This is a genomic window from Microbacterium sp. NPDC056569 (genome assembly GCF_042793475.1).
Taxonomy (GTDB): Bacteria; Actinomycetota; Actinomycetes; order Actinomycetales; family Microbacteriaceae; genus Microbacterium.
The window spans coordinates 46,933-66,894 of sequence record NZ_JBHTUV010000008.1; the positions used below are offsets into that span (position 1 = coordinate 46,933).

Here is a 19,962-nt window from a genome sequence, read left to right on the forward strand (position 1 = left end):
CCTGTCGTCGCTCAACCAGTGTCAATGCGGCCGGGCGATGATGACGAGATTGCCGCTCACTACCGTGGGTAGCTGACGTAGAACGAGCCTGGCGCGCATGAGTAAGTCGCGTTGCCGATGATGTGAACGCCGTCGCCGAGACGTGCACAGGTTTGGGCGGCGTCGACGAGCGCGCCAACCGCAACGGCGACGATGATCAAGGTCATCACTACGCCGACGCCGCCGATCACGACGCCCGCGAGTGCGAACCGATTCCGGAAACCGGCTCGTTTGGAGCGGATCAAGGCGATGATGCTGATGACCAAACCCGCGAAATTGAAGATCGCGAAGAGGGACAGCACAAACCCGACGATGCCGAAAACGCGGAACGGATCGCCCGCATCAGGAACTGGGACGACGTGGTTGCTCGACGGAGCATCCGTGTTGGCAGTGCCATCTCCAGCAAGCGTCGACATAGCCAGGACCCTAGCGGACACCCTCCGGGCCAAAGTTGTTATCCACAGGCTCGCGATGCCCTACTAGGGTCGATCAGGACGGGGTCCTTCATCGAGGCGGCCTAAGTTCCACACCGAGCGCTCCGAGGACCGCGTAAAGCACACCCATCACGATCACCCCGTAGCTGCCGGCTCGAAGCATCAGCGCCACCTCGTCAACCGACTGGCCCCGCCAGTACGCGGTTCCGTAGACCCGGCGTGCGACCCAGAGGGCACGCCAGCGGAACAGCGCGCCGATCGCCGCGACGACCAGGCCGATGACGAGCGCGGCAAGGTTCCCTGGGTCCATGTGGCAACTTAAGGTGTAGCCGTGGGTCCAGCGATCCTACTTACATTGCTGCAGAACTCGTTCGAATGACGGTCCGCTGTCGGGCACTGCCCGCATTGCGGTGCTCGCGTGCGGGAAGAAGCGCGTTCGATCGCGGGTCCTCGACCGGACGATGGGTTTGCGGCGACGCGGGTAGTTTTGGCTCATGCATGGGCGCAGGCTCACCTGGCGGATCGGCGGCATCGGACTCATCGCGTGTGGGATCGTCGGCATCCTGCGCGGGTCTGTTCTCGGAGTCCCGATCGCGGGAACCGTTCTCTCCCTGCTCGCCGACGCGTTGTGGGCCGCCGCGATCCTCGTTCTGGCATTCGGACTTCACCGCGAAGGAAGCGTCGTCGCGCGAACACCGCTCGGCCTCGCGGCGGCAACGATCGTCGCGCTGTGGCCCGCGGTAGCGACCGTCGTCAACCTGCTCACCACACCCACAGATGCGACGACCGCCGGCTCAGACGCCTGGCTGTTCTGGGTCTACCTCTCGATCGTCCTGCCCGTAGTGGCAGGGTTGATCGCCACGGTCCAAGTGGGCCGAGCGCAGGTGGTTCCGCGTCCGTGGAATTGGGCGCCGCTGTGGGTGCTGGCAGCACAGGTCGCACTGTGGGTGCTGCCACAGATGCTGGGAGTCGCCGCACCGTCGGCGCTGCTCCAGATGGTCGGCCTGTTCAGCGCGCTCGGCACCCTCGGCTTCCTGGCTGCCACGCTTGGGCTGGGCATCCTCGCTGTCGTATTGAGCAGTCGTTCCGGCGCGAGGACCGTCGCTGTCTTCGGTTCTTCTTCTGCGGCTGAATAGCGTCGCCCGCACCTGGGTCCTTGACCGCCCGTTGTCCACGTCGTCGTCGTGAACCCGTTCTCGAGCCGTTCACCGTGTGTCCCAAGTCGGACAATGGGCTCATGCTTGTTGTGATCTCCGGACTGCCTGGGACGGGCAAGACTGCCGTCGCCGCCGAGGTTGCTCGCAGGGCAAAAGCCGTCCACCTTTCGATCGACACCGTCGAGGATGCGCTCCTTGGTGCCGGACTCCCGCGTTCGTCGACTACTGGTGTCGCCGCGTACGAAGCGGTGCGCGCCGCGACCGAGCAGAATCTGGCTCTGGGGCGCATCGTCGTGGTCGATGCCGTGAACGACAGCGAGCCCGCGCGCGAAACATGGCGTCGCGCGTCCGCGACAGCGGCCGTCCCGCTGAAGTTCGTTCTCCTCGCCCTGGATGACGAGGTGGAACATCGTCGTCGGCTGGAAGGTCGACGTCGAAACCTTCAGAACGTTCTCGAGCCGAGCTGGGATGACGTGAGCAGTCGTCGCGAGTCCTTTGAGCCGTGGGGCGACGTGCACCTGCGAGTCGACGCCCGCGAGTCGACGCAGCATGTTGCGAGCGTCATTCTGTGGCAGCTCATCCCGCCGACGGCGAACCAACCCAGAGTTCGACCTCGGTGAGCCCACGACCGCAAGTGGGTCGCCCAGCGGTCCATGCGCGGAAGTGGCCCGTCGAAGTTTCCCTTCTGGACGTGCGATCATCGGTCCGCCAGTCCGCACCGCCTGATGTCTCCACAGGTGGGAAATCTGGTCCCGTCAGCAACGTCATCTGCTGCTGTAGGAGGTGGGGTGAGGATGCCGGACGGGCCCGGTCGAACGCGCGGTCTCTTTCGTCGAGTCGGCGTCGAGGTCGCTGGCGAGCTCCTTTGGCAGTTCCTCGTGTGGCTTCTCCTCTTGCCGTTGCGCGCCCTTGGTCGTCTGCTGCACTGGCTTCTTGACGCCTGGTGACACCGCTGATGGGGGCAGCCCGATACCGCGGTTCTCAAGGCGGTCCGCTAGCGTACGAGGCGGCGTGACATCCGCTGGGTGCGGACCGACAGCACGGGAATCTGATGACATTGGCATTGTCTGCGCTGGCCGGTGACACTGTCATCGCGGTGAAGAGGGCGATAACTGCATGAGCTGGATGCTCTACAACGAGGGCAAGAGTCGCCCGCCGAAGAACAACAAGAGCCTGGTGGCATGGGCCATTGGTGTCGTCATCGTTTGCGCCGCTCTGCTACCGTTCATCGTGTGGGGCGTCCTCGAGGCGTTCGCTGAGGGTGGGATTATCGGCGGCATCTTTCTCATCGGCGTGTCTACCCTGCTCGTGTGGGGAGTCGTCGCGGCGGTCAGGGCGATAGTCCGGGCGTCCCGGGCGAGATGGACCCGCTGACACTGTCGCCGGTCGCTAACGTGCAGCTGCCGGGGGCTCAGCCGAGCGCGTTGAGAAGATGCGCGTTGCGCTTGGCGATGAGCCGCGTAGGTATGGCACGCGCACGAGTCGCCCGACCAGTGATCCGAAGGCGGGTGACGCGACCGCGATGGTGTCGGTGATTCGGGAGCCGATCGGGAGCTGCTCGAACCGGTGCTCGTGAACGAAGGTCTTGAACCGCCCGCGCACCTGCTGATCGACGAAGGGAGTCGGTTCGTCGAGCGCGGTGATCTGTGAGGTCATGGTCCGCCGGATGCCGAGGTGTCGAGCTCGCCAGGTCACGGTTTCCCCAAGACGGATCGGCCCGTTCGTCACGCCGGCCACAGCGCGCACTGCCCTCGCACCGATCCAGTCGATCTACTTGCGGGGTAGGCCGGTAGCGCTGGAGATGAGCCAGTCGAAGCCGCGGTCGCTGAGGACCCGCCGCGTGGCGATCAGCGGCTTCGCACCGAACCCGACCGCGTAGCGGGTCTTCGGTCGCTTCGCGGTGACCGCCTTGCCGATCGCTTCTGCGATGACAGACGGCGGCGAGTTGCGGTTCGCGTTCGCCTCGGAGCGCAGCGACTTCGCGACCGCGACCGCCTGCGCCTTGTACGCGCCCGAGCCCGAGGTGGCATCGAGGTTGTCCGCGGCGATCCCGCCCCATTCGGTGGCGATCCCACCGGGTTCGATGACGACGACGTCAATGCCGAACGGGGCGACTTCCAGGCGTAGGCAGTCGCTGAGGGACTCGAGGGCGAACTTGGTGCCGTGGTACCAGCCGCCGAGTGGTGTGTAGATCTTCCCGCCCATCGAGGTGATGTTCACGACCGTACCCGAACGCTGTGCGCGCATATGCGGGAGGACAAGACGCGCGAGTTGCATGGCCCCGAACACGTTGACCTCGAACTGGCGGCGCGCCTCCTCCAGGGGAACGTCTTCGATCGCGCCGTAGGACCCGTAGCCGGCGTTGTTGACCAGAACATCCATCCGTCCCGTCTCGGCGATGATCTGCGCGACCCCGTCGGTCATCGACTGCTCGTCCGTGACGTCCATCGCGAGTGGACGGATGCCGTCTGCGCCGAGGGCCTGCAGGCGGTCGGTGCGGCGCGCCGCGCCATAGACGGTGAAGCCCAGCGACTGGAGGTGGCGGGCGGTCTCGGCGCCGATCCCGGAGGATGCGCCGGTGACAAGGGCGGTCTTGCTGGTCATGAAGGGGACTCCTAGAGTAAAATGAACCATGGTTCACTATCTATCATGAACCATGACTCACTTTCGCGCAAGTGAGAGTCCGCCTATCGTTTTCAGGAGTGCTGATGACCCCCGTTCGCCCTATGCGTGCCGATGCGGTCCGCAACCGCCGGAAGATCCTGGATGCCGCCGGGCTGCAGATCGCGACCCACGGCCCCGAGATCGGGATGGACGAGATCGCCGACGCCGCCGGTGTGGCGGTCGGCACCCTGTACCGCCATTTCCCGACCAAGACCGACCTGCTCGCCGCGGTGATCGCGGTGCATGTGAACGAGGTCGCCGACGACGCGGAAGCCTCCCTGGAACGCGCACAAGCCAGCGGCCGGGCTGTGGACGAGGTCGTCGGGTTTCTCGAGAGAGTCGCCGAGTCATCCGCGCAGAACCACGCCGTGAAAGCCGCAGCGCAAGGCCTGGGTATCGAAGGGCACGGCGACCACACGGACGAGACCCGCGCCGGCGAAGCACTCCGCACCCTGCTCGAACTCGGGAAGGCCGACGGCGACGTCCGGCCCGACATCACCCTGGACGACATCTACCTGCTGATGGCCACCGCTCCCACCGCGCAATCTGCGATCGTCCGACGCCGCTGGCTCGACCTCATCCTCCCGGGCATCACCACCACCAGGAACTGATCGTTCGCACGCAGTCCCCCGTACGTGTGGTGCCCGTATGAGGATCCCCGCGATCGCGGCGGTAAGCCCCGCTGGCGCGATGGTGGTTCAGTTGCGCGTGACGGCGGGTGGTGTCCAGGTGCCGTCGAGGATCGCGATCCGCAAACGAGCCCGGGCGGAGGGGCCGGCGGCGGCGTTGGAGCCCCGCTCCAGGCGGCCGAATCACAGTCCCGGCAAGCTCACCGACGATGTCGCGGCGCAGGCGGTGGCGGTGCGGGCGGCGCTGGAGCAGTCCGGGCTGGATCACGGCCCGATCAGTGTCCACGAGAAGATGCGAGCGCTCGGAATGGACCCGGTGCCGTCGACCGCGTCACTGTCCCGCATCTTCCGCGACAAGCGTGTCGGGAAGATCGAGCCGCGGAAGAAGCCGCGGGCCGCGTTCCGCCGCTTCGTGTATCCGGCGCCGAACGCGTGCTGGCAGCTCACTCTCGCCTCGCAGTCGCGTCCCATGTCGCCTGGGGCGAGACCTCCGAGGCCGCGATCACCGTGATCCGGAAAGGTGTCGCAACCTGCGGTGTTCCGCAGCGGCTGCTCTCCGACAACGGATCCGCGTTGAACCCGTCCCGGCGTGGCGTGCTCGGCCAACTGGTCGCCTAGCTGCGCCCCCTCGGTGTCGAGCCGATTCACCGGCAAGCCCTACAAACCGACGACCGCTGCCCGGACCCGCGGACGACATCCGGGTGAAGGTGGTGCAAGACAGCGGATCGGTCGAGTTCCGCGGCATCGAGTTCGGCATCGGCCGCGCCCTCGGCGGCCAGCGGGTCTGCGTCATGGACGCCGGCAAGACGGTGACGATCTTCGACCTGCACGGCACCCTCATCATCGAGCACGCCTGGCCCAAGCCCGGCACCACCTACGTCAGCAACCGCCGAACCCGCGGCCCCGCCCGCAACCGACTGTCAGGGATGCCCTGATACATGAAGTGTCAGAGATGTCCTGATGCAGAATCGTCAGAGATGTCCTGATACATCACACCGGGGCCACTTCGAGTGCACACATTCGAACGGCACCCGTCTGATTCCGACGATGCCGATCACGGCATCCTGGGGAATCGAGGGCGCGCCGGCCGACCCTGCTGATTCGCGGCCAGACGGAACGCCCGCGGAATCAGAAGGAAGCGAGCGATCCCAGAAACACGAAAACCCGCGGAATCCGCGGGTTTTCAATGCTTACTGTCTCAACACAGTGCGCGCCCGAAGGGACTCGAACCCCTAACCTTCTGATCCGTAGTCAGATGCTCTATCCATTGAGCTACGGGCGCACGTTGCTCGCTCTCGCGCACAACGTCGTCAAGAATACCTGACGGATGCGCGCCGCGCGAATCGGCGGACGGATGCTGGTTTCCCGGGCGTGTCCGCACGCTCCGGGCCGCCTATCCCCCGTCGAGAGCACGCAGCTGTCGCTGCAGCGCGACCTGTCGGTAGGAGGTGTCGAGGAGCTCTGCGAGCAGTTCCCAGTCGCCGGCATCCGATTGAACGCGGATGGCGAGCCAGCCGTACGCGCCCTCGTAGGGCGGCACGAACACGTCGTCCCGCTCGAGCAGCACCGGACGCTCGAGGTCATCCGGGATGAAGAGGACCGCGGGCTCGGGTCCGACCCCCACGATCGCGAACTGCCGCTTTCCGGCCCGGAAGGTGCAGCGGCCGTGCGAGATCGCCTCGACCGCTTCGGGGTACGCCATGCAGAGCACGCGCACCCGCACCGGGAGCGCGTGCTCGGGCGGGAACCACATCGGGTGGCTCAGGGCCGCGTCGCCGTCCACACAGCGAGCGTATCGGCGGTCGCAGACACCGTCAGGAGTCGAGCTCGCTGACGTCGATGCCCGAGATGCGCGGCGAATGCGCCGTCGCCTGGACATCGGCGGCAGCATCCGTCTCCGGATCGTCGTGATGGCGCTTGTGCGCGGCGAGGCGCGGAAGGTCGACGAGGCGGATCGACTGCATGCGGGCGGCACGCATGCGGTCGTAGTCGGGGTCGAGCTCGGGGCGCATGCCCTCGACACGCAGGCGGCGTTGCAGGTTGGCTTCGACATCGCCCCATGCGGCGTCGCGCGACTGCTCGATGATCGTCCGCACGACGTGCGGGTCGTCGGCCATCGCACGCAGAGCTTTGGCGACGCCGGCGTACTGGCGCCCGCGTTTGCGGAGGTTGCGCGTGTCGCGATCCCGGTAGTCGTGCGTGCCGTCGGGGTCGGTGAACTTGCCCCACGCCTTCTTGCGCTGGCGCCTGACCATCGCGGCGGCCTGTTCCTGCTCGTCGGCGAGGCCGAGGAGCGTCTCGTGCGCGAACGGCGCGAAGGCCACCACGTCGAACGGCTCGTCGTGCGCGATCGTCTCGACGAGGATGCGGTTGCGGATCGCCAGGCGCGCGGCGGCGGACGCGATGGACACCCCTTCGGCGATCGCCTCTGCGGTCTTGCCCATCGAACCTCCCCTCAAAGGCTAGCGTCCGCCGAGCCCTCCCGAGTCGGCGAGAATCGTAGGCGCGGATCGTCGACGGCGACGACCGGACCGAGAGGCACCACATGGCGAAGCAGCGACACCTGGATGTGCGCGGCCGCACGACCGTCATCACGGGCGCCGCGGCGGGCATGGGAGCCGAGGTCGCACGACAGCTGGCCGCGCGCGGGGCGCGCATCGCCCTCCTCGACCGCAACGCCGACGGTCTCGCCGCGGTGGCCGAGACCCTCGACGGCACCGGCCACACGACGCACGTGATCGACCTCACCGACGACGACGCCGTCGCATCGGTTGTAGCTGAGGTCGAGGCATCCCATCCCCGCATCCAGGCGCTCGTGACGTGTGCCGGTTCGTCGATGCTCGGCGACATCGACCAGGTCACGATGGCCGAGATGCGCTGGCTCATGGACGTGAACCTGTGGGGCACCGTGAACGTCACGCAGGCGCTGCTGCCGGCGCTGCGGCGCGAGCCGGCGGCGCACATCACGCACCTGGTGTCGATCTACGGGCTCGCCGCCCCCGCGGGACGCATCCCCTACGCCATGAGCAAGTTCGCGGTGCGCGGGTTCACCGAGTCGCTGCGGCACGAGCTCGAACGCTCCACGATCACCGTCGGAGCGGTGTACCCCGCGGGCGTGAAGACCGGGATCATCCTGCACGGACGGTATGCCGCGGCGATCGACCCGGCGGTCGCGCAGCGCGCCGCGGCGGCGCAGGCGGCGATGTACCACACCGAGCCCGCGGACGCGGCGGCGCGCATCGTCGAGGCGACGATCCGCCGGCGTCCGCGCACGATGATCGGCCGCGAGGCGCGCCTGGTCGACGTGCTGTCGCGCGTCACGCCGACGCACTACTGGGCGCCGATGCGCCGTCCCCTGCGCGACGCGATCGACACCACGACACCGGTTCGCTGACGCGACGGCACCGCGACCCCGTCGCCGGCCCACCTCGGCGGTGCGGCACGCACGCAGCGGTGCAGCATCCGTCCGTTTATCAAGCGTCACGCTCCGAATCAACCCCCTGCACTGCTCGGCGCCTCGCGCGTACCGTCGATGTCATCCCTCATGAGAGGAGAGATCGATGGGATTCATGGACGACGCGAAGGAGACGGCCAAGGCCGTCGGCGAGAAGATCCAAGACGCGTGGGAAGACACCACCGATCGAGTCGGGGACAAGGTCGACGAGATGAAGGCTGATGCCGAAGTCAAGAAGGCCGAAGCGGAGCGCGACTCGGTGAAAACGCGCAACGAAATCAAGGAAGACCTGCGCGACACCTGATCCGCAGACACGATGAAAGCGGAGCCGACCGGGGGGCCGGCTCCGCTTTCGCTGTGTCGCGGTTGCGGGAGACTCAGTCGATCGCGGCGATGCGCCACGAAGAGGTGACGGATGCCTCGGGCTCGATGACGATGAGCCCCGCGTCGTAGTCGTACGACCCCGCGTTGAACGCGTCGGGTGCGCACGTCATGGGCTCGACGGCGAGGCCGAGGCGGCTCTGCGCCGGGTCGGGCTTGTCGGCGGTGTGGATCTGAACCCACGGACACGCGGCATCCCACGACATCTCGACACCCGAGCCCGCAGCATCCGTCACGCGCACCGTGGCGTTGCCGTCGGCGTCGCGGATCAGGCCGGAGTACGCGTGGTCGATCTCGGCCGCGCCGATCGCGCGCGGCGAGCGGAAGTCGAAGCGCTGCGGGTCGTCGGCGTCGACGGCGACCAGGTCCGTCGGGATGAGCCGGTCGGGCGTGACCGCGAGCACCTCGGCGGCGGGAAGCTCGAGCGTCCAGCCGTCGACGCGGCCGTCGCCAGCGACGAGGTACGGGTGCGGGCCGGTGCCCCACGGGGCGGGCTCGTCGCTCTCGTTGTGCGCGGTCACCGACTGCGTGAGGCCGTCGGGGCCGAGCGAGAACGTCGTCGTGATGACGAGGCGCCAGGGGAAGAACGTCTGCGGCTGGATGACGGCGGCGAGCGTCACGTGGTCGGGGCCCTTGTCGATCGCCTCGAAGTCGAGCCACGTCGCGAGGCCGTGCAGCGCGTGCGAGCGTGCGGGCTCGGTGAGCGGCAGCTGGAAGTCGCGGCCGCCGAAGGAGTAGCGCCCGTCGACCACACGGTTCGGCCAGGGGGCGAGGGTCGCGCCGCGGTGCGCGGGGCGCACCTCGTCGGCGTCGAACGGCACGACGAGATCGCGGCCGCGGTAGGTGAGCGAGCGGAGCGTCGCGCCGACGCTCGCCACGACGGCTTCGTAGTCGCCGGCGCGCAGGGCGTGCTGGGTTCCGGATGCGGGGGGACGTGCCATGAGGGCTCCTTGCGGATCGGGGATGCCGCCAACCAGAGTAGCGGCGAGGTTCGGGGCGCCTCGAACCCGGGCTTGAGGCTGGGCCCGCCTCGAACCAAAGGGCTCGCGCCGAGGCCGAGGGCGATGCCCCCGGGTTCGCGCGGAATCCCCGGCCTCGTCGAGACCGGGGATTCCGGGACGGGTCAGAAGCCCTGGGCGAGGCGGTAGTACGCCTGGTTCCAGCGCAGCTCGCGCTGGAAGCCGCGGGCCGTGGTGTCGTCGTCGATCACGACGAGCTCGGTGGCGGCGATGTCGGCGAAGTCGCGGAACACCTCGATGCCGACCGCGGTCGTCATGACGGTGTGGTGCGCCGCGCCGGCGGCGAGCCAGCAGGCCGCACTGGTCGCGAAGTCGGGTGCAGGCTTCCACACGGCACGGCCGACGGGGAGCTTCGGCAGGTCGGGTGCGTCGACGTTCTCGACGACGTTGGCGACGAGGCGGAACCTGTCGCGCATGTCGCTCATCGCGACGACGAGCGCGGGGCCCGGGTCGGCGGTGAAGACCAGGCGCACCGGGTCGTCCTTGCCGCCGATGCCGAGCGGGTGCACCTCGAGGCGCGGCTTGGCGGTGGTCAGCGACGGCGAGACCTCGAGCATGTGCGCGCCGAGGATCTTCTCGTCGCCCGCGACCAGGTCGTAGGTGTAGTCCTCCATGAGGCTCGCGCCTCCGGGAAGGCCCGCGCCCATGACGTTCGCGACGCGCACGAGGATCGCGGTCTTCCAGTCGCCCTCGGCGCCGAAGCCGTACCCCTCGGCCATGAGGCGCTGCACCGCGAGACCCGGCAGCTGCTTCAGCGCGCCGAGGTCCTCGAACGAGGTCGTGAAGGCGCCGAACCCGCCCTCCTCGAGGAACGAGCGCAGGCCGAGCTCGATCGCGGCGCCGTCGCGCAGCGACTGGTGGCGGTCACCGTCGGGCAGCAGCTCGTCCGCCACGTCGTACTCGGCGAGGTAGATCTCGACGAGCGCGTCGATGTCCTCCTCGGAGGCAGCCTCGACCGCCGCGACGAGCTCGTTCACACCCCACGTGTTGACCTGCACGCCGAACCTCAGCTCGGCCTCGGTCTTGTCGCCCTCGGTCACGGCGACGTAGCGCATGTTGTCGCCGAAGCGCGCGAGCTTCAGGGAACGGGATGCTGCCCACCCGGCGGCCGCGCGCTGCCAGTCCTCGACCTGCTGACGGACGGCCGGGTTCGACACGTGGCCGACCACGGTCTTGCGGGCGACGCCGAGACGCGTCTGGATGTACCCGAACTCACGGTCGCCGTGCGCGGCCTGGTTGAGGTTCATGAAGTCGAAGTCGATGTCGGCCCAGGGCAGCTCGACGTTCGCCTGCGTGTGCAGGTGCAGCAGGGGCTTCTGCAGCGCGTCGAGGCCGGCGATCCACATCTTCGCCGGGCTGAACGTGTGCATCCACGCGACGACGCCGATCACCTCGTCGCGCGCGTTCACGTCGAGGGCGAGGCGGCGGATCGAGTCGGAGTCCTTGAGGACGGGCTTCCACACGACCTTGACGGGGAGGCCTTCCAGCCCGGCCGCGACGGCCTGGGACTGCTCGGCGACCTGGCGCAGGGTCTCTTCGCCGTACAGGGTCTGGCTGCCGGTGACGAACCAGATCTCGTAGGCGTCGAGCGAGGTGGACAGGGGCGTGCGGGTCATCGTGGGTCCTTCGTGGTTCAGAGGGCGGAGACGGCGGCGGCTTCGACGGCGAGGCCTGCGCGATAGCGGTCGAGGTAGGCGGCGAAGCCCAGGACGTCGGCGGGATCAGGTTCGGCGGTCGCGATGGCCGCGTCCGCGAACACGAGGTCATCGAGGAAGGAAGCGAGGGTGGTGACGGATGCTGCGGCCGCAGCATCCGTTCCGCCAACCGCCCGCGCGTACGCGGCGAGCACCGCGATCCCCCACGCACCGCCCTCGGAGGCGGTGTCGCCGACCGACACCGGGGCGCCGAGCGCGCCGGCGAGGAAGCGCTGCGCGACGCCGGCGGTGCGGAACATGCCGCCGTGCGCGAACATGCGGTCGAGCGCCACGCCTTCGTCGTCGAGCACGCGCATGCCGAGCGCGAGGGTGCCGAAGACGCCGTAGAGCTGCGCGCGCATCGCGTTCGCGAGCGTGAGGCGACTGTCGGGCGTGCGCACGAAGAGCGGCCGGCCCTCGGTGAGTCCCGCGATGGGCTCGCCGGCGAGGTGGTTGTAGGCGAGCAGACCGCCGCCGTCGGCTTCGCCGTCGAGCGCCTCGCGGAACAGGGTCTCGTACACGGCGTCGCCGGAGAGCGGGGTTCCGGCGGCCTCGGCGAACCGCGCGAACATGCCGGCCCACGCCGCGAGCTCGCTCGCGCCGTTGTTGCAGTGCACCATCGCGACGGTGTCGCCGATTGGCGTCGTCACGAGGTCGAGCTCGTGGTGCACCTGCGTCAGTGGGCGCTCGAGGACGACCATCGCGAAGATGCTCGTGCCGGCGCTGACGTTGCCGGTCCGTGGCGCGACGGCGTTGGTCGCGACCATGCCGGTGCCGGCGTCGCCCTCGGGGGCGCAGAACGGGATGCCGGCGCGCAGGGCTCCGGATGCGTCCAGCAGCCCCGCGCCCTCCGGCGTCAGGGCGCCTGCCGGTGCCCCGGCCACCCGCACCTCGGGCAGCAGCTCGGCGACGTTCGCGACAGGTAGCCGGCCGGCGGCGAGGGTGTCGTAGCGCGTCAGCAGCGCCGAGTCGTAGTCGCGCGTCGCGGAGTCGATCGGGAACATCCCCGACGCGTCGCCGACGCCGAGCACCTTCTCGCCGGTCAGCTTCCAGTGGACGTACCCGGCGAGCGTCGTGACGAACCGGATGTCGGGCACGTGCGCCTCGCCGTCGCGCACGACCTGGTGGAGGTGCGCGATCGACCAGCGCAGCGGGATGTTCACCCCGAACGCGTCGGTGAGCTCCGCCGCGGCGGGGCCCGTGTTCGTGTTGCGCCACGTGCGGAAGGCAGCCAGCAGCTCGCCCGCCTCGTCGAACGCGAGGTAGCCGTGCATCATCGCCGAGACGCCGATGGACCCGAAGGTCTCGGGCGCGACGTCGTGACGCGCCTGCGCGTCGGCGACGAGGTCGGCGTACGCGGCCTGGAGGCCCGACCACACGTCGTCGAGCGAGTAGGTCCAGAGGCCGTCCTCGTACCGGTTCTCCCACGCGTGCGAGCCGACCGCCAGCACGGTCGCCGGGTCGTCGGCGTCGACGAGACAGGCCTTGATGCGCGTCGATCCGAGCTCGATGCCGAGCGCGGTGCGGCCGTCGCGGATCGCCTGGGCCGCAGCATCCGTCATCACGCGCCCTCCTCCTCGCGGCGCTCGTCGGTCGACTGCCCGTACACGTTCTGGTACCGGTCGTAGAGGCTGTCGATCGCCTCCTGCGGGATCGGGATGAGCGGCCCGGCCTCACGGGCGTAGTGCACGGTGCGGGCGACGTCCTCGACCATGACGGCGGCCTTCACGGCGTCCTTGGCCGAGACGCCGATCGTGAACGGCCCGTGGTTCTGCATCAGGACCGCCCGTGAGCGGTGGCCCGTCAGCGTCTCGACGATGCCGCGGCCGATCGAGTCGTCGCCGATGATCGCGAACGGCCCGACCGGGATCGGCCCGCCGAATTCGTCGGCCATCGCCGTGATGACGCACGGGATCTCCTCGCCGCGCGCGGCCCACGCGACGGCGAACGTGGAGTGCGTGTGCACCACTCCCCCGACCTCGGGCATGTTCCGGTACACGTAGGCGTGCGCCGCGGTGTCGCTCGACGGGCTGCGCTCGCTCCCGAGGCTCCCCGGGACGACGTTGCCGTCGAGGTCGCACAGGATCATGTTCTCGGGCGCGAGGTCGTCGTACGAGACGCCCGAGGGCTTGATGACGAAGAGGTCGGCGCCGGGAACGCGTCCGGAGACGTTGCCGCCGGTCCAGACGATCAGGTTGTACCGGACGAGCTCGGCGTGGAGCTTCGCGACATCGGCACGGACGGCGGCGATGGATGCCTCGACCTCCGGGCCGAACGTCGGTGCCGGCGTCGCCGGTTCAGGGCTGGTCACGGGGTCCTCCGTCGGGTCTCGTGTGGTGTCGGCGCACTCGGCCGCGATTGATGTTACCGGTAACATCCACGCTTGCCAACCTCGGCTCTCACTTGCTCGCCTGTCGCGAAGTGCCGGCGCGGGCGACACCTCGCGGCAGGTGAGCAGTCTTGGGCCCGGCAGGAGGTTCAGCGCGGAGGCGCGGTCGAGGCCCGCACGACGAGACGCGGCGGTGTGGGGACGGATGCTGCCTCCCCGAGGACCTCGGCGACGGCGCGACGCGCCTCGCCCCCGAGGTCGAGCCCCACCGTCGTGAGCGCAGGACGGTAGTACGCAGCATCCGGGTTGTCGTCGAAGCCGACGATGCTCACGTCCCCCGGCACGTCCACGCCCGCTTCGCGCAGGCCGGCGATGAGTCCCAGCGCCATCTGGTCGTTGGCCGCAGCGATCGCCGTCGGTCCGCCGGACGCACGAACGGCAGCGACGATCGCGGGTGCCAGCGCGGCGCCGGCGGCCGCCGTCCAGTCGCCGCTCCACCGCGCGCCGGGGTCGATCCCGGCAGCGGCGAGCACGCCGAGCATGCCCGTCTCGCGGGATCGTGCCTCGAGCCATTCGTCCGGGCCGGCCACGCGGCCGATGCGGCGATGCCCGAGGGCGAGGAGGTGCGAGATCGCGAGCGCAGCGCCGGCCTCCTGCTGCTCGGCGCCGGGGCCGGTGTGCAACGCCGCGATCGCGACGCCCGGGTGGGCCTCGACCAGCGCGGTGAGCGTCGCCGCGTGCGGGGCGAGGACGATGAGCCCATCGACGCCCTGGGCGAGCAGGCGGTCGGCCGCGTCGCGGACGGATGCCTCGGCCGAGGCGTCCGCGTATGCGGTCGCGATCCAGCGACCGGCGTCGCGCGCTGCCGTCTCGAGCGCCGCGATGCCGACCGCGGGGCCGTACAGGGTGGCGTCGGAGGCGATGACCCCGAGCGTGCGCGTGGTGCGGGTGCCGAGGGTGCGGGCGGCGTTGTTGACGCGGTAGCCGAGGTCGCCGATTGCCTGCAGGACGCGGTCGCGCGTCTCGGGGCGGATGTTGGGGTGATCGTTGATGACCCGCGACACCGTCTGCGTCGAGACGCCCGCGGCGCGCGCGACGTCGCGCACTCCGATGCGCCGGGAGCCTGCGCGGGCGGGCGTGGTGTCGTCCATGGCGCACACCCTATCCGCGACTCGGCGCCCCTCGTTGCGTCGGCGTGGCCGCATGTGATCCCTCACTTTTGCGCCACACGAGGCGCACAGGGGAGGTGGTAGCCGGCAGACGACCTCTCGCGTTACAGAACTGTTACCGCTAACATCTTGCCAGGGCACGGAATGTGAGGGCTAACATTCCATCGTCCGGCCGTACCGCAACGGCCCGACACCCACACCGAGCCGGCAGTGATGCCGGACCAGAACGAGGAGGTTTTGGAAATGCAGAAGAAGACGCTTCTCGCCGGGTTCGCGCTCCTGGGGGCTCTCGCCCTCACCGCGACCGGCTGCGCCGGCAGCGACGCCACCGGCGACGCAGGATCCGGCGACGACGACGGTGTCGTCACCGTCGGGTTCGCACAGACCGGGTCGGAGTCGGGCTGGCGCTCGGCGAACACCGAGTCGATGAAGGAGGCGTTCTCGGCCGAGAACGGCTTCGAGCTGATCTTCAACGCGGCCGACAACGACACCGCCGCCCAGATCGCCGCCGTGCGCGACTTCATCAACCAGGGCGTCGATGCGATCGTGATCGCCCCCATCGTCGAGGACGGCTGGGACGACGTGCTGCAGGAAGCGGCGGATGCCGGCATCCCCGTGGTCCTCGAGGACCGCACCGTATCGGCGTCGGACGACCTCTACGCCAGCTGGGTGGGCCTGGACTTCAAGAAGGAAGGCGTGATGGCCGGCGAGTGGGCGGCCGAGACCTTCGGCGACACCCCCACCAAGATGGTGGTGCTCGAGGGGACGACCGGCTCCGCGCCCGCGAATGACCGCGCAGAAGGCTTCGACGGGGCGATCGAGGGCACGGCGATCGAGAAGATCGACTCCCAGACGGGCGACTTCACCCGTGACGGCGGCAAGACCGTGATGGAGGGCTTCCTGCAGAAGTACGGAGTCGACGGCATCGACCTGGTCTACGCACACAACGACGACATGGCCCTCGGTGCCATCGAGGCCATCGAGGCCGCGGGTGCCGAGCCGGGCGTCGACATCCAGATCGTGTCGATCGACGCGGTCAAGGACGGCATGCAGGCGCTCGTCGACGGCAAGATCAACTTCATCGTCGAGTGCAACCCGCTGCTGGGCGAGCTCGCCGCGGGTCTCGTCACCGACGTCCTCGCCGGCGAGGACGTCGAGAAGGAGGTCTACGTCGAGGACCAGACGTTCACCCAGGAGCAGGCGGCCGAGGTCATCGACAGCCGTCCGTACTGATCGTCACGCAACCGATCCTGTATCAAGGTAGGTCGAAGCACTCCGCCGGGACACCGTCGAGGTCTCCCGGCGGATGTGCCGACGCTGAAGCCCCGAAAGGCAGCTGAGCCACCATGTCCGCGGACACCGCAGTCCCGCCGGTCGTCGAGTTGACCGGGATCACGATCCGATTCCCCGGAGTGCTCGCACTCGACCGCGTCGATTTCACGCTCCGCCCCGGCGAGGTCCATTCGCTGATGGGCGAGAACGGCGCCGGCAAGTCGACCCTCATCAAGGCGCTCACCGGGGTGTACCCGATCGACGCCGGCCAGATCGTCGTGAGCGGGCGGGCGCGGCGCTTCGCCGGCACGGCCGACGCGCAGGCCGCCGGTATCTCGACCGTGTACCAGGAGGTCAACCTCTGCGGGAACCTGTCGGTCGGAGAGAACGTCATGCTCGGCCATGAGCCCCGCACCGCGACGGGGATCGACTGGAAAGCCGTGCACCGTCTGGCCGCCGCGCACCTGCAGAGTCTCGGGCTCGCCATCGACACCAGGTCGATGCTGTCGAGCCATTCGATCGCCATCCAGCAGCTCATCGCCATCGGGCGGGCGATGGTGCTCGACGCGAAGGTGCTGATCCTCGACGAACCCACGTCGAGCCTCGATCGCAGTGAGGTCGAGCAGCTCTTCGGCGTCGTCCGCGACCTGCGCGACAAGGGTGTCGCCATCCTCTTCGTGAGCCACTTCCTCGACCAGATCTACGAGATATCCGACCGCATCACGGTGCTCCGCAACGGCAGGCTCGTCGGCGAGTACCTGGTGAGCGAACTCCCCCGCGGCGAGCTCGTCACCAAGATGATCGGCCGCGAGCTCGATGAGCTCACAGCCCTCGCCTCGGTCGCCGACCGCGCCGTCGACCGCACCGGCGTGCCGGTGCTGCGCGCGAGCGGGATCGGCAGACGCGGCATGCTCGCGCCCGTCGACCTCCAGGTCTACGACGGCGAGGTCGTCGGCGTCGCCGGGCTGCTCGGCTCGGGGCGCACCGAGCTGGTGCGTCTGCTGTACGGCGCCGACCGCGCGGAGACCGGCGACATCGAGGTGGCCGGCCGACCGGCCAAGCACTCATCCCCCCGGCGGGCGATCGAGAACAGGATCGCGTTCTCGTCCGAGAACCGCCGCGCGGAGGGCATCATCGCCGACCTGAGCGTGGCCGAGAACATCGTGCTCGGCATCCAGGCGCGCCGCGGCGCCATGCGCCGGATCGCCAGAGGGGAGGCCGACGCCATCGTGGCCGAATACATCGCGGCGCTCGGCGTCCGCCCCGCCGACCCGACGATGCTCGCCGGCAACCTGTCGGGCGGCAATCAGCAGAAGGTTCTGCTCGCCCGATGGCTGGCGACCGCTCCAGAGCTGATCGTGCTCGACGAGCCCACCCGCGGGATCGATGTCGGCGCGAAGGCCGACATCCAGCGCAAGGTCGCCGAACTCAGCGCCCAGGGCCTGTCGGTCATCTTCATCTCGTCCGAGCTGGAGGAGGTGCTGCGGATCGCGCAGCGGATCGTCGTGATGCGCGACCGCCGCAAGATCGGCGAGCTGGACTCGAGCGACGTCGATCTCGACGGTCTCATCGACTACATCGCCAACCAACCCGAGGAGAGTGCGGCATGAAGGCACTCATGAAGCACCGGCTGTTCTGGCCGGTCGTCGCCCTGCTCGCGCTGATCGCGATCAACACCATCGCCCGCCCGCAGTTCATCGTCGTGACCCTGCGCAACGGCGAGCTGTACGGGGCGCTCATCGACATCCTCCGCAACAGCGCACCGCTCATGCTCGTCGCCCTCGGCATGACGATCGTCATCGCCACCCGCGGCATCGATCTCTCGGTCGGAGCGATCATGGCCGTCTCGGGCGCCGTCGCGCTCACGATCATCGACGGCTCGCCCGATCCGGGCAATCTCGGCACGGTCACCGTCGCTCTGCTGGTCGCGCTCGCGGTGTCGCTCGTGCTCGGCGCATGGAACGGCTTCCTGGTCGCCGTCGTGGGGATCCAGCCGATCATCGCGACCCTCGTGCTCATGCTCGCCGGCCGCGGCGTGGCCCTGCTGATCACCGAGGGCTTCATCACGACGGTCAACAGCGAGCCGTACGAGTTCATCGCGACGGGCTACCTGATCGCACTGCCCTTCGCCCTTCTCATCTGGGTGGTCGCAGCCGTCGTGATCGCGCTGCTCGAGCGGCGCACGGCGCTGGGCATGCTGACCGAGGCCGTCGGGATCAACCCCGAGGCGAGCCGCCTCGCGGGAGTCCGAGCCCGCGGCATCGTGTTCGGCGCGTACGCCGCCAGCGGGCTGCTCGCCGGTATCGCCGGAGTCATCTACAGCTCCAACATCCGCGCCGCGGATGCGAACGCGGCCGGGCTGTTCATCGAGCTCTACGCGATCCTCGCCGTCGTCCTGGGCGGCACCTCCCTCATGGGAGGCAAGTTCACGATCGCCGGCACGGTCATCGGCGTGCTCACGATCCAGACCCTGGAGGCGACCATCCTGTTCCTCGGTGTTCCTTCGGCGCAGAGTCCCGTGTTCTTCGCGATCGTCGTCATCGTGGTCGTGCTCGTCCAGTCGCCGCGACTGCATCGCTGGGCCCGGAGCGCGCTCGGCTCGGCGCGCGCCCGCAACCGATCGGACGTCGACACGCGGACGGGGGTGGCATCGTGACCAAGAGCCTCGAAGCGACGGCCCTTCGCACGGCGCCCTCCTCCCGCTACGCGACGTTCATGAGGAGGCACGCGTCGCTGATGCCCACGTTCGCCGCCGTCGCGATCCTCATCGTGCTGCTCGTCGGCGCCCAGGCGCGGTTCCCCCGGTTCCTGAGCCCGGGCAACATCTCCGCGCTGCTCCTCGACAACGCCTACCTCGTCGTGCTCGCCGTGGGGCTGACGTTCGTCATCCTCACCGGAGGCATCGACTTGTCCGTCGGATCGGTCATGGCGTTCACCGGGATCCTGGGGGCGAGTCTGCTCTCGCAGGGCGTGCCGGCAGTCGTCGCCATCCCCGTGATGCTCGTCGCCGGCGCCGTGATCGGCCTTCTCGTCGGCATCCTCGTCCAATACTTCGACGTCCAGCCCTTCATCGCCTCTCTCGCCGGCCTCTTCCTCGCCCGGGGGCTGGCGTTCGTCGTGAGCCTGTCTTCGATCAGGGTGGAGGACCCGGTGGTGCTGTGGCTCCAGCGCACGCGCTTCAGCCTCGCGGGCTGGTACATCACACCCACGGGCATCATCGCGCTCCTGGTGGTCGCGATCGCGTTCGTCGTGCTCCTGTGGTCCCGGTTCGGTCGCACGGTGTACGCGATCGGCGGCAACGAGCAGTCGGCCCGACTGATGGGGCTCAGCGTCGCGCGCACCAAGATCGCGGTCTACGTCATCAGCGGTCTGTGCGGCGGGCTGGCGGGGCTGCTGCTCACCGCGTACTCCGGGGCCGGCTACCCGCGCAACGGGATCGGCACCGAACTCGACGCGATCGCGGCGGTCGTCATCGGCGGCACGCTGCTGACGGGCGGCACCGGCTACGTGCTGGGCTCGCTCATCGGCGTGCTGGTCTACGGGACGATCAAGAAGCTGATCTCCTTCATGGGCGCCGAACAGGCCTGGACGCAGATCATCATCGGAGCGCTGCTCCTCCTGTTCATCGTCGTGCAGCGGGTGATCGTCGCACGGTCGCAGCGTCGCAGATAGGAAGGCGACACCACGCCTGCACGCAGCGGCCGCACCTCACTCCGCCGGG

General features: G+C 69.0%; 22 protein-coding genes, 1 tRNA gene and 1 pseudogene. 12 read left to right on the forward strand and 12 right to left on the reverse strand.

The genetic code is table 11. From position 1 onward, the window contains the following. Positions 1-59: 59 nt before the first annotated feature. Entirely contained in the window at positions 60-455 is a 396-nt protein-coding gene (locus ACFQ7C_RS10855; RefSeq protein ID WP_378900392.1) for a hypothetical protein, read from the reverse strand. An 88-nt stretch (positions 456-543) separates the two neighbouring features. Next, positions 544-783 (reverse strand): hypothetical protein, encoded by a 240-nt coding sequence (locus ACFQ7C_RS10860; protein ID WP_378900395.1) that lies wholly within the window; start codon positions 781-783, stop codon positions 544-546. Between the two features lie 184 nt (positions 784-967). On the opposite strand from ACFQ7C_RS10860, the gene ACFQ7C_RS10865 reads away from it, so the two are divergent. The 3 genes from ACFQ7C_RS10865 to ACFQ7C_RS10875 all read left to right on the forward strand — a co-directional run bounded on the left by ACFQ7C_RS10865 (position 968) and on the right by ACFQ7C_RS10875 (position 3,004). Then, positions 968-1,609: a hypothetical protein gene (locus ACFQ7C_RS10865; RefSeq protein ID WP_378900397.1), complete on the forward strand. Its 642-nt coding sequence runs from the start codon at positions 968-970 to the stop codon at positions 1,607-1,609. Between the two features lie 101 nt (positions 1,610-1,710). Next, positions 1,711-2,250 carry an AAA family ATPase gene (locus tag ACFQ7C_RS10870; protein ID WP_378900400.1) on the forward strand — a complete coding sequence of 180 codons (540 nt, stop codon included), beginning with the start codon at positions 1,711-1,713 and terminating at the stop codon, positions 2,248-2,250. Between the two features lie 496 nt (positions 2,251-2,746). Then, complete coding sequence (locus ACFQ7C_RS10875) at positions 2,747-3,004, forward strand: hypothetical protein (RefSeq protein ID WP_378900403.1); 258 nt, start codon at positions 2,747-2,749, stop codon at positions 3,002-3,004. 15 nt (positions 3,005-3,019) lie between these two features. Here ACFQ7C_RS10875 and ACFQ7C_RS10880 read toward each other — a convergent pair whose 3' ends face one another. Beyond that, positions 3,020-3,286 carry a hypothetical protein gene (locus ACFQ7C_RS10880; RefSeq protein ID WP_378900406.1) on the reverse strand — a complete coding sequence of 89 codons (267 nt, stop codon included), beginning with the start codon at positions 3,284-3,286 and terminating at the stop codon, positions 3,020-3,022. Positions 3,287-3,400: 114 nt separating this feature from the next. Next, positions 3,401-4,234 (reverse strand): oxidoreductase, encoded by an 834-nt coding sequence (locus ACFQ7C_RS10885; protein ID WP_378900409.1) that lies wholly within the window; start codon positions 4,232-4,234, stop codon positions 3,401-3,403. Positions 4,235-4,338: 104 nt separating this feature from the next. Here ACFQ7C_RS10885 and ACFQ7C_RS10890 point away from each other — a divergent pair, with 104 nt between their 5' ends. The 3 genes and pseudogenes from ACFQ7C_RS10890 to ACFQ7C_RS10900 all read left to right on the forward strand — a co-directional run bounded on the left by ACFQ7C_RS10890 (position 4,339) and on the right by ACFQ7C_RS10900 (position 5,858). After that, a complete protein-coding gene (locus ACFQ7C_RS10890; protein WP_378900412.1) occupies positions 4,339-4,905 on the forward strand; it encodes a TetR/AcrR family transcriptional regulator in 567 nt (188 codons plus the stop codon). A 91-nt stretch (positions 4,906-4,996) separates the two neighbouring features. Then, a pseudogene (locus ACFQ7C_RS10895) lies at positions 4,997-5,620 on the forward strand (IS481 family transposase); the annotation flags it as partial. A gap of 4 nt (positions 5,621-5,624) precedes the next feature. After that, positions 5,625-5,858, forward strand: a complete 234-nt coding sequence (locus ACFQ7C_RS10900) for a hypothetical protein (RefSeq protein ID WP_378900823.1) — start codon at positions 5,625-5,627, stop codon at positions 5,856-5,858. A 274-nt stretch (positions 5,859-6,132) separates the two neighbouring features. Here the strand turns inward: ACFQ7C_RS10900 and ACFQ7C_RS10905 are convergent. The 3 genes from ACFQ7C_RS10905 to ACFQ7C_RS10915 form a co-directional block, all read right to left on the reverse strand. After that, a tRNA-Arg gene (locus ACFQ7C_RS10905) sits at positions 6,133-6,205 on the reverse strand. Between the two features lie 111 nt (positions 6,206-6,316). After that, positions 6,317-6,706 carry an MmcQ/YjbR family DNA-binding protein gene (locus ACFQ7C_RS10910; protein WP_378900415.1) on the reverse strand — a complete coding sequence of 130 codons (390 nt, stop codon included), beginning with the start codon at positions 6,704-6,706 and terminating at the stop codon, positions 6,317-6,319. A 31-nt stretch (positions 6,707-6,737) separates the two neighbouring features. Continuing rightward, positions 6,738-7,367: an asparagine synthase gene (locus tag ACFQ7C_RS10915; protein WP_378900418.1), complete on the reverse strand. Its 630-nt coding sequence runs from the start codon at positions 7,365-7,367 to the stop codon at positions 6,738-6,740. 101 nt (positions 7,368-7,468) lie between these two features. Between ACFQ7C_RS10915 and ACFQ7C_RS10920 the strand changes: the two genes are divergently transcribed. Then, the gene (locus ACFQ7C_RS10920) at positions 7,469-8,317 is read left to right on the forward strand and encodes an SDR family NAD(P)-dependent oxidoreductase (RefSeq protein WP_378900421.1); all 849 of its coding nucleotides are present in this window, start codon (positions 7,469-7,471) and stop codon (positions 8,315-8,317) included. Positions 8,318-8,483: 166 nt separating this feature from the next. After that, complete coding sequence (locus ACFQ7C_RS10925) at positions 8,484-8,681, forward strand: hypothetical protein (RefSeq protein WP_378900424.1); 198 nt, start codon at positions 8,484-8,486, stop codon at positions 8,679-8,681. 73 nt (positions 8,682-8,754) lie between these two features. Here the strand turns inward: ACFQ7C_RS10925 and ACFQ7C_RS10930 are convergent, their stop codons facing one another. The 5 genes from ACFQ7C_RS10930 to ACFQ7C_RS10950 all read right to left on the reverse strand — a co-directional run bounded on the left by ACFQ7C_RS10930 (position 8,755) and on the right by ACFQ7C_RS10950 (position 14,951). Continuing rightward, positions 8,755-9,699, reverse strand: coding sequence for an aldose 1-epimerase family protein (locus ACFQ7C_RS10930; RefSeq protein ID WP_378900427.1), 945 nt, complete (start codon positions 9,697-9,699; stop codon positions 8,755-8,757). A gap of 182 nt (positions 9,700-9,881) precedes the next feature. After that, the gene (gene araA, locus ACFQ7C_RS10935; RefSeq protein ID WP_378900430.1) at positions 9,882-11,393 is read right to left on the reverse strand and encodes an L-arabinose isomerase; all 1,512 of its coding nucleotides are present in this window, start codon (positions 11,391-11,393) and stop codon (positions 9,882-9,884) included. 17 nt (positions 11,394-11,410) lie between these two features. Further along, complete coding sequence (locus ACFQ7C_RS10940; RefSeq protein WP_378900433.1) at positions 11,411-13,033, reverse strand: xylulokinase; 1,623 nt, start codon at positions 13,031-13,033, stop codon at positions 11,411-11,413. Then, a complete protein-coding gene (locus ACFQ7C_RS10945) occupies positions 13,033-13,782 on the reverse strand; it encodes an L-ribulose-5-phosphate 4-epimerase (protein WP_378900436.1) in 750 nt (249 codons plus the stop codon). The genes ACFQ7C_RS10940 and ACFQ7C_RS10945 overlap by 1 nt, the downstream gene beginning before the upstream one ends. Before the next feature lie 167 nt (positions 13,783-13,949). Next, positions 13,950-14,951 carry a LacI family DNA-binding transcriptional regulator gene (locus ACFQ7C_RS10950; protein WP_378900439.1) on the reverse strand — a complete coding sequence of 334 codons (1,002 nt, stop codon included), beginning with the start codon at positions 14,949-14,951 and terminating at the stop codon, positions 13,950-13,952. A 261-nt stretch (positions 14,952-15,212) separates the two neighbouring features. Here ACFQ7C_RS10950 and ACFQ7C_RS10955 point away from each other — a divergent pair, with 261 nt between their 5' ends. The 4 genes from ACFQ7C_RS10955 (at position 15,213) to ACFQ7C_RS10970 (ending at position 19,913) form a co-directional block, all read left to right on the forward strand. Continuing rightward, positions 15,213-16,202, forward strand: a complete 990-nt coding sequence (locus tag ACFQ7C_RS10955; protein ID WP_378900442.1) for an ABC transporter substrate-binding protein — start codon at positions 15,213-15,215, stop codon at positions 16,200-16,202. Between the two features lie 113 nt (positions 16,203-16,315). After that, a complete protein-coding gene (locus ACFQ7C_RS10960; RefSeq protein ID WP_378900445.1) occupies positions 16,316-17,851 on the forward strand; it encodes a sugar ABC transporter ATP-binding protein in 1,536 nt (511 codons plus the stop codon). Then, the gene (locus ACFQ7C_RS10965) at positions 17,848-18,897 is read left to right on the forward strand and encodes an ABC transporter permease (protein ID WP_378900448.1); all 1,050 of its coding nucleotides are present in this window, start codon (positions 17,848-17,850) and stop codon (positions 18,895-18,897) included. The genes ACFQ7C_RS10960 and ACFQ7C_RS10965 overlap by 4 nt, the downstream gene beginning before the upstream one ends. Then, entirely contained in the window at positions 18,894-19,913 is a 1,020-nt protein-coding gene (locus ACFQ7C_RS10970) for a sugar ABC transporter permease YjfF (protein ID WP_378900450.1), read from the forward strand. The genes ACFQ7C_RS10965 and ACFQ7C_RS10970 overlap by 4 nt, the downstream gene beginning before the upstream one ends. Positions 19,914-19,962: the final 49 nt, after the last annotated feature.

Excerpts from the sequence above, each read along its gene's own strand:
- ACFQ7C_RS10855 (WP_378900392.1), bottom strand. The coding sequence starts at position 455 with ATGTCGACGCTTGCTGGAGATGGCACTGCCAACACGGATGCTCCGTCG.
- ACFQ7C_RS10860 (WP_378900395.1), bottom strand. The coding sequence starts at position 783 with ATGGACCCAGGGAACCTTGCCGCGCTCGTCATCGGCCTGGTCGTCGCG.
- ACFQ7C_RS10865 (WP_378900397.1), top strand. The coding sequence starts at position 968 with ATGCATGGGCGCAGGCTCACCTGGCGGATCGGCGGCATCGGACTCATC.
- ACFQ7C_RS10870 (WP_378900400.1), top strand. The coding sequence starts at position 1,711 with ATGCTTGTTGTGATCTCCGGACTGCCTGGGACGGGCAAGACTGCCGTC.
- ACFQ7C_RS10875 (WP_378900403.1), top strand. The coding sequence starts at position 2,747 with ATGAGCTGGATGCTCTACAACGAGGGCAAGAGTCGCCCGCCGAAGAAC.
- ACFQ7C_RS10880 (WP_378900406.1), bottom strand. The coding sequence starts at position 3,286 with ATGACCTCACAGATCACCGCGCTCGACGAACCGACTCCCTTCGTCGAT.
- ACFQ7C_RS10885 (WP_378900409.1), bottom strand. The coding sequence starts at position 4,234 with ATGACCAGCAAGACCGCCCTTGTCACCGGCGCATCCTCCGGGATCGGC.
- ACFQ7C_RS10890 (WP_378900412.1), top strand. The coding sequence starts at position 4,339 with ATGACCCCCGTTCGCCCTATGCGTGCCGATGCGGTCCGCAACCGCCGG.
- ACFQ7C_RS10915 (WP_378900418.1), bottom strand. The coding sequence starts at position 7,367 with ATGGGCAAGACCGCAGAGGCGATCGCCGAAGGGGTGTCCATCGCGTCC.
- ACFQ7C_RS10920 (WP_378900421.1), top strand. The coding sequence starts at position 7,469 with ATGGCGAAGCAGCGACACCTGGATGTGCGCGGCCGCACGACCGTCATC.
- ACFQ7C_RS10925 (WP_378900424.1), top strand. The coding sequence starts at position 8,484 with ATGGGATTCATGGACGACGCGAAGGAGACGGCCAAGGCCGTCGGCGAG.
- ACFQ7C_RS10930 (WP_378900427.1), bottom strand. The coding sequence starts at position 9,699 with ATGGCACGTCCCCCCGCATCCGGAACCCAGCACGCCCTGCGCGCCGGC.
- araA (WP_378900430.1), bottom strand. The coding sequence starts at position 11,393 with ATGACCCGCACGCCCCTGTCCACCTCGCTCGACGCCTACGAGATCTGG.
- ACFQ7C_RS10940 (WP_378900433.1), bottom strand. The coding sequence starts at position 13,033 with ATGACGGATGCTGCGGCCCAGGCGATCCGCGACGGCCGCACCGCGCTC.
- ACFQ7C_RS10950 (WP_378900439.1), bottom strand. The coding sequence starts at position 14,951 with ATGGACGACACCACGCCCGCCCGCGCAGGCTCCCGGCGCATCGGAGTG.
- ACFQ7C_RS10955 (WP_378900442.1), top strand. The coding sequence starts at position 15,213 with ATGCAGAAGAAGACGCTTCTCGCCGGGTTCGCGCTCCTGGGGGCTCTC.
- ACFQ7C_RS10960 (WP_378900445.1), top strand. The coding sequence starts at position 16,316 with ATGTCCGCGGACACCGCAGTCCCGCCGGTCGTCGAGTTGACCGGGATC.
- ACFQ7C_RS10965 (WP_378900448.1), top strand. The coding sequence starts at position 17,848 with ATGAAGGCACTCATGAAGCACCGGCTGTTCTGGCCGGTCGTCGCCCTG.